At 70.5% G+C, this 11,653-nt stretch carries 11 protein-coding genes, 1 tRNA gene and 1 pseudogene; 6 read left to right on the top strand and 7 right to left on the bottom strand.

All coding sequences use genetic code 11. The features are described from left to right. Positions 1-2 precede the first annotated feature (2 nt). From AB0959_RS52575 to AB0959_RS52560, 4 genes are all read left to right on the top strand, one after another. The gene (locus AB0959_RS52575) at positions 3-1,937 is read left to right on the top strand and encodes a beta-galactosidase (protein ID WP_366834138.1); all 1,935 of its coding nucleotides are present in this window, start codon (positions 3-5) and stop codon (positions 1,935-1,937) included. A 62-nt stretch (positions 1,938-1,999) separates the two neighbouring features. Further along, entirely contained in the window at positions 2,000-2,293 is a 294-nt protein-coding gene (locus AB0959_RS52570; protein ID WP_366834136.1) for a trypco2 family protein, read from the top strand. Next, the gene (locus tag AB0959_RS52565) at positions 2,277-3,008 is read left to right on the top strand and encodes a serine protease (protein WP_366834135.1); all 732 of its coding nucleotides are present in this window, start codon (positions 2,277-2,279) and stop codon (positions 3,006-3,008) included. The genes AB0959_RS52570 and AB0959_RS52565 overlap by 17 nt, the downstream gene beginning before the upstream one ends. A gap of 123 nt (positions 3,009-3,131) precedes the next feature. Further along, positions 3,132-3,383: a hypothetical protein gene (locus tag AB0959_RS52560; protein ID WP_366834134.1), complete on the top strand. Its 252-nt coding sequence runs from the start codon at positions 3,132-3,134 to the stop codon at positions 3,381-3,383. Between the two features lie 143 nt (positions 3,384-3,526). Here AB0959_RS52560 and AB0959_RS52555 read toward each other — a convergent pair whose 3' ends face one another. The 4 genes from AB0959_RS52555 to AB0959_RS52540 form a co-directional block, all read right to left on the bottom strand. Next, a complete protein-coding gene (locus AB0959_RS52555; RefSeq protein WP_366834133.1) occupies positions 3,527-4,960 on the bottom strand; it encodes a GH1 family beta-glucosidase in 1,434 nt (477 codons plus the stop codon). Positions 4,961-5,083: 123 nt separating this feature from the next. Further along, positions 5,084-5,992 carry a carbohydrate ABC transporter permease gene (locus tag AB0959_RS52550; protein WP_366834132.1) on the bottom strand — a complete coding sequence of 303 codons (909 nt, stop codon included), beginning with the start codon at positions 5,990-5,992 and terminating at the stop codon, positions 5,084-5,086. Positions 5,993-6,004: 12 nt separating this feature from the next. Next, positions 6,005-7,018 (bottom strand): sugar ABC transporter permease, encoded by a 1,014-nt coding sequence (locus AB0959_RS52545; protein ID WP_366834131.1) that lies wholly within the window; start codon positions 7,016-7,018, stop codon positions 6,005-6,007. Positions 7,019-7,023: 5 nt separating this feature from the next. After that, entirely contained in the window at positions 7,024-8,343 is a 1,320-nt protein-coding gene (locus tag AB0959_RS52540) for an extracellular solute-binding protein (protein WP_366834130.1), read from the bottom strand. A gap of 402 nt (positions 8,344-8,745) precedes the next feature. Between AB0959_RS52540 and AB0959_RS52535 the strand changes: the two genes are divergently transcribed. Continuing rightward, positions 8,746-9,801: a LacI family DNA-binding transcriptional regulator gene (locus AB0959_RS52535; RefSeq protein ID WP_366834129.1), complete on the top strand. Its 1,056-nt coding sequence runs from the start codon at positions 8,746-8,748 to the stop codon at positions 9,799-9,801. 166 nt (positions 9,802-9,967) lie between these two features. Next, positions 9,968-10,126: pseudogene (locus tag AB0959_RS52530) on the top strand (alpha/beta hydrolase); the annotation flags it as partial. A 293-nt stretch (positions 10,127-10,419) separates the two neighbouring features. Here the strand turns inward: AB0959_RS52530 and AB0959_RS52525 are convergent. The 3 genes from AB0959_RS52525 to AB0959_RS52515 all read right to left on the bottom strand — a co-directional run. Continuing rightward, positions 10,420-10,492: transfer RNA gene (locus AB0959_RS52525), tRNA-His, on the bottom strand. Positions 10,493-10,597: 105 nt separating this feature from the next. Then, positions 10,598-11,200 carry an oligoribonuclease gene (gene orn / locus AB0959_RS52520; protein WP_366834128.1) on the bottom strand — a complete coding sequence of 201 codons (603 nt, stop codon included), beginning with the start codon at positions 11,198-11,200 and terminating at the stop codon, positions 10,598-10,600. A gap of 91 nt (positions 11,201-11,291) precedes the next feature. Beyond that, the coding region (locus AB0959_RS52515; protein WP_366834127.1) for a helix-turn-helix domain-containing protein at positions 11,292-11,653 on the bottom strand (362 nt) is incomplete at its 5' end.

Genomic DNA, 11,653 nt, shown 5'->3' with positions numbered 1-11,653 from the left:
ACATGCGCCTGATGCGCGAGGCCGGGGTCACCATGGTCAGCGTCGGCATCTTCTCCTGGGCCCTGCTCGAACCGGCCGAGGGCGTCTACGACTTCACGCTCCTGGACCGGGTCCTCGACCTGCTGTACACCCACGGCATCGCGGCCGACCTGGCCACCCCGACGGCCGCGCCGCCCGCCTGGTTCTTCCGGGCGCACCCCGAGGCGCTGCCCGTGGACAGGGACGGCCGGCGTCTGTCGTACGGCAGCCGCCAGACGTTCTGCCCGAGCAGCCCCGCGTACCGCAGGGCGGCCCTGCGCATGGCGGGCGAGCTGGCGCGGCGTTACGCCAACCACCCGGCGGTCGCGATGTGGCACGTCCACAACGAGTACGCCTGCCACAACGCCGAGTGCCACTGCGACACCAGCGCCGAGGCGTTCCGGGGCTGGCTGCGCATGCGGTACGGCAACGACCTGGCGTCCCTCAACGACGCCTGGGGCACCACCTTCTGGAGCCAGTGGTACTACGACTGGGACGAGATCCTGCCGCCCCGGGCGACGGGCGCCGTCCCGAACCCCACCCACCAGCTCGACTGGCGCCGCTTCTGCAGCGACGAGGTGCTGTCGCTGTACACGGCGGAGAGGGACGTGCTGCGGGAGGCGGCTCCCACGATCCCCGCCACCACCAACTTCATGGTGATGCACAACTTCGACGCCCTGGACTACTGGCGCTGGGCCCCGGAGCTGGACGTCGTCTCCAACGACCACTACCTCCGCTCGACGGACCCCGAGTCGCAGATCGACATCGCGATGAGCGGCGACCTGGTGCGGTCGCTGACCGACGGCCCGTGGCTGCTCATGGAGCACTCCACGGGCGCGGTGAACTGGCAGCCGGTGAACCGCGCCAAGCACCCGGGCGAGCTGCGCCGCAACGCCCTCGCCCACGTGGCACGCGGCGCCGACGGCATCGCGTACTTCCAGTGGCGGGCCGCGAAGGCCGGAGCCGAACAGTGGCACTCGGCGATGCTGCCCCACGCGGGCACGGACAGCCGGATCTGGCGGGACGTGGTCCGGCTGGGCGCGGACCTGCGCGCGCTCGCGGAGGTACGCGGCAGCGGCGTCCCGGCCCAGGTGGCCGTCGTCTGGGACTGGGGCGCCCGCTGGGCCCTGGAACTCCCCTCCCAGCCGAGCGCCGAGGTGCGCTTCCTGGACCTGGTCCGCTCCTGGTACGAGCCGCTGTGGCGCGCGGGCGTCGCGGTGGACTTCGTACGCCCGGACGCGGACCTCTCCTCGTACCGCCTGGTCCTGGCGCCCAGCCTGTACCTGGTGGACGACGAGAGCACGGCGAACCTCGTGGCCTTCGCGGAGCGCGGCGGCACCCTGGCGATCGGCTTCCACAGCGGGGCGGTCGACGAGAACTGCCATGTCCGGCTGGGCGGTTACCCGGGTGCGTTCCGAGAGGCGCTCGGCGTACGGACGGACGAACTCTTCCCCCTCCTGCCGGGCGAGTCGCTGGGACTGGACGGGGAGGTGCCGGAGGGCGCCACTGCCTCACTGTGGTCGGAGCGGGTGGAACTGGCGGGCGCGGAGGCGATCGCCTCGTACACGGACGGGCCCCTGGCAGGGGTTCCGGCGGTGACGAGGAACGCCCTCGGCGCGGGCAGCACGTGGTACCTGGCCACGCGCCCCGACCCGGAGACACTCGCCCGCCTGCTGGACCGCATCCGTACGGAGGCAGGCGTGGACCCGGCCCGTACGACCCCGGAGGGCGTCGAGGCGGTGCTGCGCCGCGGCCCGGACGCCGACTACCTCTTCCTCATCGACCACGGCGGCGAGGGGGCCGAGGTGGAGGTCGCGGCCGACGCCACCGAGCTGCTCTCGGGCAAGCCGGTGGAGGGCGGATCGGTGACCGTCGCGCCCGGGGACGTGGCGGTGGTACGGGAACCGCGCGGTCAGTGAGCTGACTTGTAGCATCTGAAGACGGTGCGTACGAGGGGGAAGCGTGATCGAACTGTCCGAACATGATCCGTGAGTTGCGGCAGCAGTTGACCGTTGCCCTCGCGGACGGGGAGGGCAAGGCCGTGCGGTTCGAGCTCGGGCCGGTGGAGGTCGAGGCGACGGTCGCGGTCAGCCGTGAGGCGGGCGGGGACGCGAAGGTGCGGCTGTGGGTCGTCGAGGCCGGGGCGAACGGCAAGTACGCGCACGCGCAGACGCAGCGGATCACGGTCACCCTCACCCCCAAGGTCGTACCGGCGGACGGGAGCGTGCCGCGGACGCTGCTGATCGCGGGTGGCGAGGTTGACGGCGAACGCTGAGCGGGGGCTGAGGGCCGAGCGCGCCGCGGAGATCATCGTCGTACCGGCGGACGCGGACGCGGGCGCGGGCGCGGGTCCGGGCCGGCGGGGCTCGGGCTATCTCGTCTCGCAGGGCCTGGTGCTGACGGCCGCGCACGTCGTCGAGGGCGCACAGTCCGTACGGGTCCGCTTCGAGGCCGACAGGCCGGGGGAACGGACGGTCGAGGCGGCGGTGGAGTGGCGGCACGCGGGGATCGATGTTGCTGTGCTGAAGCTTCAGGGTGACGCCGATACCGATGCCGACATCCCGTCCGTCTCCTTCGGCCGGGTGGAGGAGCAGGACGCGGTGCTGCGCTGCACCGCCCTCGGCTTCCCGCGTTTCAAGCTCCGTACGGACGGGGACGGTTCGCGTTTCCGGGACGCGGAGCACATGGACGCGACGTGCGCGGTCCTCTCCAACCGGCGTGAAGGCACCCTCGACCTGAGAATCACGTCCCCTCCCAAGGACGACCCGGACCCCGAACGGGACGCCTGGGAAGGGATGTCCAGCGCTGCCGTCTTCAGCAACGGCCGCCTCGTCGGGGTCTGCCCGTCCACACCAGCATCGCGGTCCTCCCGCTGGTCCTGGGCCCGGACAACCTTCCCGCGATCATTGATCCGGAGGAGGCGGCCGACGACCTTCCCCTTGCCGTCTTCTCCGCGCTCACTCACGCCAAAGACCCGGCTCTCCCTGTGATACTGGAAGCGCTGGCGGCGGCGCTGGCCGGCACAGGCGGCCAGACCGCGGAGGACTGGGCGGAATACACCGACCGAGATCGGTCTGGGCGATGCCCGGGCCCGTGAACTCTGGAGGCACCTGGTGACCGTGCGCACCAGCCGCTTCCCCGGCAGCGGCACCCTCATCGAGGAAACCCGCAACGAGGGCCGTGCCGAGGGCCGTGCCGAGGGTCGCGCCGAGGACATCCTCCGTATCCTCGACCTGCGCGGCATCGCGCTCCCCGAAGCTGCCCGGGAACGCATCGCCTCCTGCACGGACCTGAACGTCCTGGGCCGTTGGTTCGACCGGGCGCTCACCGCCACGAGCGTCGAGGAACTGTTCGCAGGCACCTGACCCGCAGCGGCCTGCCGCCCCGTCTTGTCCTCCCGGGCGTCCGGCGTGGAGGCAGAAAAGCGGGGCGCGGCACTCCCCTCACCGGTGCCGCGCCCCGCACCCCCGATCCCCCGATCCCCCGATCCCCCGATCCCCCGCCGTTCCTACTCCGCCGTGGCCAGCGGCGGCAACGCACCCGTTCGGGCCGCCTGCCCGTACCACAGGGCACTCGACTTCGGCGTCCGCGTCAGCGTGCCGTAGTCCACGTACACCGCGCCGAACCGCTTCTCGTAGCCGTACGCCCACTCGAAGTTGTCCATCAGGGACCAGAGGAAGTACCCCCGCACGTCCGCGCCCTCGGCGATCGCGCGGCGGACGGCGCGGAGGTGGCCGTGGAGGTAGGCGATCCGCTCCGGGTCGTGGACGCGGCCGTCCGGGTCGGGCTTGTCGTCGTAGGCCGCGCCGTTCTCCGTGATGTACAAGGGCAACCCCGGTGCCTCCCGCGTGTACCGCATGATCAGCTCGTGCAGACCCGTCGGGTCGATCGTCCAGCCCATCTCCGTGCGGTCACCCGGAGTCTGGTGGAACTCCACGTCGTCCGCCCCGGGCCACGGCGAGTGGTCGCTCTGACCGTGGCCGTCCGCGCGCGAGGCCGCCGACGACTCCGGGTCCGCCGCGCCCACCAGCGCCGGCGTGTAGTAGTTCAGGCCCAGCGCGTCGAGGGGCTGGTTGATCAGGGTCAGGTCGCCGTCCAGGACGTAACCCCAGTCCGTGAGCGACGACGTCGCCTCCAACAGCGTCTCCGGGTACGCCCCGTGCAGCATCGGGCCGTGGAAGACGCCGTTGGCGAGGTCGTCGATCTTCCGGGCCGCCGCCCGGTTCTCCGGCGACTCCGAAACAGTGCGCACCACCGAGGAGTTGAGGCTCACCGCCACCTGATTGCGGGCGGGCATCGCCGCGCGCAGGGCCGAGGTGCCGAGGCCGTGCGCCAGGTTCAGGTGGTGGGCCGCGCGCAGCGAGGCCGCCGGGTCCGTACGGCCCGGGGCGTGCACCCCGGACGCGTAGCCCAGGAACGCGCTGCACCACGGCTCGTTGAGCGTGATCCACTGCTCGACACGGTCGCCGAGGGCCTCGCCGACGATGCCCGCGTACTCGGCGAACCGCAGCGCCGTCTCGCGCTCCGGCCAGCCGCCCGCGTCCTCCAACTCCTGGGGGAGGTCCCAGTGGTAGAGGGTGACGGCCGGTTTGATGCCCTTCGAGAGCAGTTCGTCCACCAGACGGCGGTAGAAGTCCAGGCCCTTCTGGATCGCCGGGCCCCGGCCCGTCGGCTGGACGCGCGACCAGGAGATCGAGAAGCGGTAGGCGCCCAGGCCCAGGTCCGCCATGAGCGCCACGTCGTCGCGGTAGCGGTGGTAGTGGTCGACAGCGATGTCACCGGTCTCGCCACCGGCCGTCCTGCCCGGCGTATGGCTGAAGGTGTCCCAGATCGACGGCGTACGGCCGTCCTCCCGCACCGCCCCCTCGATCTGGTACGCGGAGGTCGCCGCGCCCCAGAGGAAGGCGGGAGGAAAGGTCACCGGGTTCACGGGTTCAGGCATGGAAGCGCTCCCAAGGGTGGTCGTGGAGACCGACAGTGGTGGATGAGGGGGAGGGGCGAGGGGGGAGGAAAGGGGCCGAAGCGGCGGTGACCCGGCCCCAGGTGAACGGTCAGCTGTGAACGGTCAGCCCTTCACCGCGCCCTGCATGATGCCGCCCACGATCTGCTTGCCGAAGATCGCGAAGACGATGAGCAGCGGAAGCGTGCCGAGCAGCGCGCCCGCCATGATCAGGGACTGGTCGGGGGTGTAGCCGCGGCCCAGGGCCGAGACCGCGACCTGCACGGTGGGGTTGCCGTTCTGGGTCAGCACCAGGAACGGCCACAGGAAGTCGTTCCACGTCTGGACGAACACCAGCATCCCGAGGACGGCCATGGCCGGCCGCGCGGCGGGGAACACCACGTGCCACACCACACGCCAGCTGCTCGCACCGTCCACACGGGCCGCCTCGATGATCTCGTCGGGCAGCGCCTGCAGCAGGTACTGCCGCATGAAGAACACACCGAACGCGCTCACCAGGGACGGGAAGATCACCGCCTGGAGCTGGTCCGTCCAGTCGAGCTTGGCGACCATCATGTACAGCGGGATCACGCTGAGCTGCGGCGGCACCATCATCGTGCCGATCACGATCAGCATCAGCGCGTTGCGGCCCTTGAAGCGCAGCTTGGCGAAGGCGAACCCGGCGATCGTCGACAGGAACACGACGGTCGCCGCCGAAACGCCCGCCACGAACGTGGTGTTGAAGAACGCCTCGCCCAGATTGGCGTCCTTCCAGGCGATCTCCAGGTTGTTGAAGAGGTTCGAGCCGAACCAGAACGGCGGCGGGTTCTCCGCCAGGCGCTGGGTGTCGCGCGAGGCGGCGATCGCCGTCCACACCAGCGGGAACAGCGAGCCGATGGTGAACAGCGCGAGGATCACGTACGCGATCGGCCCGGCGTGCAGGGTGCCGCCGGCGCGCGCCGACTTCGGGCGCCGCCCACGACTGGACGGCTCGGGCACGGCGTCCGCCGGGGGTTTCGTCAGGGTCGTCGTCACGGCCGGTTCTCCTTAACTACTGGCGCGCAGCCGGCGCGAGATGACGTAGTTGACGATCCCGACCACGATGAGGATCAGGAACATCGCCCAGGCGATGGCGGAGGCCCGGCCCAGGTGCTGGTTCACCCAGCCCTGCTCGTACAGGTACAGGCCGAGCGTCTGGAACTGGTGCTCCGCGCCGCCGGACGCGCCCTTGTTGGCGTCGAAGAGGAGCGGCTCACCGAAGACCTGGCTCGCCCCGATCGTCGACACCACGCACGTGAACAGGATCGTCGGGCGCAGCGCGGGCAGCGTGACGTGGAAGAACTGCTGCCAGCGGTTCGCGCCGTCCAGGGCCGCCGACTCGTACAGGTCCTGCGGGATCGCCTGCATCGCCGCCAGGTAGATCAGCGCGTTGTAGCCGGTCCAGCGCCAGATGATGATCGACGACACGGCGATCTGCGAGGGCCACTTGTCGTTCTGCCAGTCGATCGCGTCGACGCCGACGAAGTGCAGCGCCCAGTTGATCATGCCGTAGTCGCGGCCGAAGAGCAGCACGAACACCAGCGAGGCGGCGGCGATCGACGTGGCGTACGGCGCGAGCATCACGACCCGGTAGAAGGTGGAGCCCCGCAACTTGTAGTTGAGGATGTGGGCGAGGCCCATCGCCATCAGCAGCTGCGGAACGGTGGAGATGACGCCGATGGTCAGGGTGTTCTTCGCCGCGTTCCAGAAGAAGTCGTCGTCGAAGATCCGCGTGTAGTTGCGCAGGCCCGCCCACTCCATGTCGGTGGGTGCCGTCAGCTCGACCGTGTGCAGCGAGGCCCAGGCCGTGTAGATCAGCGGGAACAGACCGAACGCGACGAACAGCAGGAAGAACGGCGAGACGAACGCGTACGGGCTCCAGCGCACGTCCCGCTGCCAGCGGCGGGACCGTCGGGCCCGGCGGCGTTCCTCCTCCGGGGGCAGGGCGTCCGCGGGCGGACGGGCCGGGGCCGCGCCCCCCTCCTTCACGGGGGGCGCGGCGGTGTCGTGCCGGGTGGCCATACCGGTCACTTCTCCAGGTTGTTGTCGATGGTCTTGGTGGCCGTCTCCCAGGCATCCTTGGCCGACTTGCCCTTGGTGACGAGGATGACGCCGTTGTCGGTCAGACCCTGCTGGATGATCTGGTCCTTCGGGCCGATGACCTGCGTCGGGATGGACTGGGCGGCCTCGGCGAAGATCTTGCCGATGGGCGCGTCACCGGTCATATCGTTCTTCGCGTCCGTCACCAGCGGCAGGGTGTAGGAGCCCGGGGTGCTGGGGAAGCTGCCCTGCACGCTGAACAGCTTGGCCAGCTGCTCGGGCGCGGTCAGCCAGGTGACCAGCTTCTCCGCCTCCTTCACGTTCTTGCCGCTCTTGGGCACGGTCAGGAAGGTGCCGCCCCAGTTGCCGGCCTTGGGCGCGGCGGCCACGTCCCACTTGCCGGCGTTCTCCGGCTTCGACTTGCCCTTCAGGTAGCCGAGCATCCACGGCGGGCAGGCGACCGCGGCGAACTTGCTGTTGGCGATCGTCGTGTCCCAGGCCGGCTGGAACTGCGTCTGCGCGCCGACCAGCCCCTCCTTGGCGGCCTTCGCGGTCAGGTCGAAGGCGCTCTTGATGGCAGGGTTCGACTTGTAGATGACCTTGCCGGAGGCGTCGTAGTACTTGTCCTTCTCACTGCTGACGATCGCGTTGAGCAGACCGCCGGGGGAGTCCATGAAGTACGTGCCGCCGGGCGCCTTCTTCTTGTACGTCTCACCGGCCTTGACCAGCTTGTTCCAGTCGCCCGACCACAGCTTGCCGACGTCCTCGCGGTCGCTGGGCAGCCCGGCCTGCTCGAAGAGGTCCTTGCGGTAGCAGATGGCCATCGGGCCGATGTCGGTGCCGAGGCCGATGGTCTGGCCGTCCTTGGTGGTGGCCTGCTTCCACTTCCAGTCCAGCCAGGTGCCGCTCTTCACGCCCGACACCTTGGAGAGGTCCACGAGCTTGCTCGCCTGGGTCTCGGTGACCTCGGCGATGTTGCCGACCTCGACGGCCTGGACGTCCTGCAGGCCGCTGTTGGTGGTCAGGTGGTTGACGAGAGCGGGGTAGTAGTTCTCGTTCCGCTCGACCACGTTCTCCTGGATCTTGATCTTGGGGTTGAGCTTCTCGTACTCCTTGTAGAGCCCGGCCTCCTTGAAGCCCTGCGTACCGAAGAGCCCCAGGGTGATCGTGGTCTTGCCGCCACCGCCCTCAGAAGACGAGCTGCCGCTGTCACCGTCGTCGGCACATCCGGCCAGCAGCCCGGCACCCAGCGCGGCGACGGCCGCGAGGACCCCCGTCTGGCGGGCGATTCGGGTACGTGCTCGCATTGCGTCCTCCTGTTGCCCTGACGTGCCGACCCCCCGGCCAACTGCGTTGTTGGGCCCGTTTGTTCATGCTGCGGCTCGGGCGGGGAACGTGCGGGTTGTGTATGTGTCAGGTAGTGTGGGAGCGCTCCCACAAGTGATGTGTTGAAGAGTCGTCGGTTCGTGCGGGGGTGTCAAGGGAGCGGACGCAGAGATGTGTCTTCGGTTATCGGCCTGTTAGCTAACCCGGTGGGCACCGGCCGAGCGTGCCGCGGCGCGGTGCGGGTGAGACTGCTGTGACGGGTGAGGCTTCAGAGAGTGGCGGGACGACGGGTCGTGGCAGGTGGAACCGGAGACTCCCGCACGTCGTACGGGGATCAGGGCTGTTAGATTCCAGGCCGGCGCGGTGGTGACAGGAGGCGGACCATGGTTGGTCATGCGGGGCGGGGCCGGAGCGGTCGGCGACCGACCCTGGAGGAGGTCGCCGCGCGGGCCGGTGTCGGCCGCGGGACGGTCTCCCGGGTGATCAACGGCTCGCCCCGGGTCAGCGACGCGACCCGCGCGGCGGTCGAGGCGGCGGTGGCGGAGCTCGGCTACGTCCCGAACACGGCGGCCAGGGCGCTCGCCGCGAACCGTACGGACGCGATCGCCCTCGTCGTCCCCGAGCCGGAGACCCGCTTCTTCGCGGAGCCGTACTTCTCGGACATGCTCAAGGGTGTCGGCGGGGCCCTGACGGACACGGAGATGCAGCTGCTGCTGATCTTCGCGGGCAGCGACCGCGAGCGCAGCCGCCTGGCCCAGTACCTGTCGGCGCACCGCGTGGACGGCGTCCTCCTCGTGTCGGTGCACGCCGACGACCCCCTGCCCGACCTGCTGGCCCAGCTGGAGATCCCGGCCGTGATCAGCGGCCCGCGCTCGGCCCACGAGACGCTGCCGTCGGTGGACTCGGACAACTACGGCGGGGGCCGCTCGGCCGTGGAGCACCTCATCGCCCGGGGCCGCGGCACGATCGCCACGATCACCGGCCGCCTCGACGTCTACGGTGCCCAGCGGCGCATCGAGGGCTACCGCGAGGCGCTGGCCGACCACGGCCGACCCGTGGACGAGCAGCTGATCGTCTCGGGCGACTTCACGGAGGAGGGCGGCCGCCGGGCGATGGCCGAACTCCTTGAGCGGTGCCCCGACCTGGACGCGGTCTTCGCGGAGTCGGACGTGATGGCGGCGGGCGCCCGCCAGGTGCTCCGCGAGGAGGGCCGCCGCATCCCCGACGACGTCGCCCTCGTCGGCTACGACGATTCGGCGATCGCCCGCCACATGGACCCGCCCCTGACCAGCGTCCGTCAGCCCATAGAGGAGATGGGCCGCGCGATGCTCGACCTCCTCCTGGACGAGATAGCCGACCGCCGCCCGGCGGTGTCACGGGGTCTGGAGCGGCGTCAGGTGGTCCTGCCGACGGAGTTGGTGGAGCGGTTCTCGTCGTAGGCGGCCACGGAGCGTTGGCGGCAACCCGCGCTTTGCGTGAAGTGTTCACAACACGAACGTGAACGTGAACCGTTCCCCGCCCGGACACGGCGGAACGGAACCCGTGGCCGGCCCCAGGCCGAAGCGGCGGGCTGACCGGATGTTCCCGAGGCCCGTGTGTTCCTGGCGTCGACCGGGACAGCGACTGCTCACGGCGGACACCCGCGCCCACGGCGTGTACGGCCGCGGAGCGGAGGGGCTGACCACGGTCCCGTGCGCCGACGAGGCGGTGAACGCCTACCTGCGCGACGGCCGGCTCCCGTCCCGGGACCTCACCTGCCCGTGAGAAACCTCCAGCCGGTGCCCCGCCGACGGTCACCGGCTGGAGAAACGGATCGCGCGTGCGGTACCTCGAAATCTCCGGCCCGCCCCGCGAAGGGGAGTGGGTAACGAATCCCGGTACGTCGAAGTCCTCGGCCCACCGCGCACGGCGAAGCGGGGTCCGTCACCCTCTCCGGCTCGCCGCACGCGATGGGGGTGCGGGTGGCGAAGCCCCCGCCCGCGCGGCGAAGCCGCGCAAAAAACGCCGAAGGCGACCCAGCCCGCGCTATCCGCGGGCACACGTCGCCTTCGCCTGAGGGTGAGTGACGGGACTTGAACCCGCGACATCCTGGACCACAACCAGGTGCTCTACCAGCTGAGCTACACCCACCATGACCGGCGGTTCTCCGAGTGGTTCACCGACCGGCCGAGAAAAAGTGTACAGGGTCCGAAGGGGTGCTCGCGCCAAGGTTTCGGCGGGGCCCGGCGAGGGTGCTTACCCGCCTGGCAGGACGTGCTTCGCGGCGATCGTCCTCGCCGTGTCGGAGTCCGGGCCCGGCTGGGGGACGAAGATCGCCTCCCGGTAGTAGCGGAGCTCCGCGATGGACTCGCGGATGTCGGCGAGCGCCCGGTGGTTGCCGTTCTTCTCGGGGCTGTTGAAGTACGCCCGCGGGTACCAGCGGCGGGCCAGCTCCTTGACGGAGCTGACGTCCACGATCCGGTAGTGGAGGTAGTTCTCCAGCGCCGCCATGTCACGGGCGAGGAAGCCGCGGTCGGTGCCGACCGAGTTGCCGCACAGCGGGGCCTTGCCGGGTTCCTTGACGTGCTCGCGGACGTAGGCGAGGACCTGCTCCTCCGCCTCCACCAGCGTCGTGCCGCCGGCGAGCTCGTCCAGCAGCCCGGACGCGGTGTGCATCTGACGGACCACCTCCGGCATCGTCTCCAGCGCCCTGGCCGGCGGACGGATGACGATGTCCACGCCCTCACCGAGTACGTTCAGCTCCGAGTCGGTGACCAGCGCGGCCACCTCGATGAGCGCGTCGTCGGACAGCGAGAGCCCGGTCATCTCGCAGTCGATCCACACCATGCGATCGTTCATGTGTCTCACCTTACGGCCCGTGACAAGCGAACGGCCCGGTCCTGCACCTGCGTGATCAGTGCGGGACCGGGCCGATGACGTCTCACGTCGGCTACGGGGCGCTGCGCTGGCCCGGCAGACGTCCCGTGGCGTACAGCTCCGGCTTGGCGCCCTCCGTGGAGAGCGAGGCCGCCGGGGCCAGGGCGCTCGCGGCCGCCGTACGGCGCGTCTGGAGCGGGAGCGGATGCGGTTCCTGCGGCACCGGTTGCGGTCCGCCCGGACCGGAGTGGCCGTCCGCGCCGTCCGGCTTCTCGCTGTTCTGGGGCCGCCGCGCCCGGTACGCCGCCCGGTAGGCCGCCGGGGACGAGCCCAGCTGGCGCCGGAAGTGGCCGCGCAGGGCGACGGGTGAGCGGAAGCCGCAGCGCCCGGCGACCTCGTCCACCGAGTAGTCCGACGTCTCCAGCAGACGCTGGG

The sequence above is a fragment of the Streptomyces sp. NPDC046862 genome, from assembly GCF_040704615.1.
Lineage (GTDB): Bacteria > Actinomycetota > Actinomycetes > Streptomycetales > Streptomycetaceae > Streptomyces.
The sequence above is the reverse complement of the archived record's forward strand: the minus strand, read 5'-3'. Positions and strand labels throughout refer to the sequence as shown.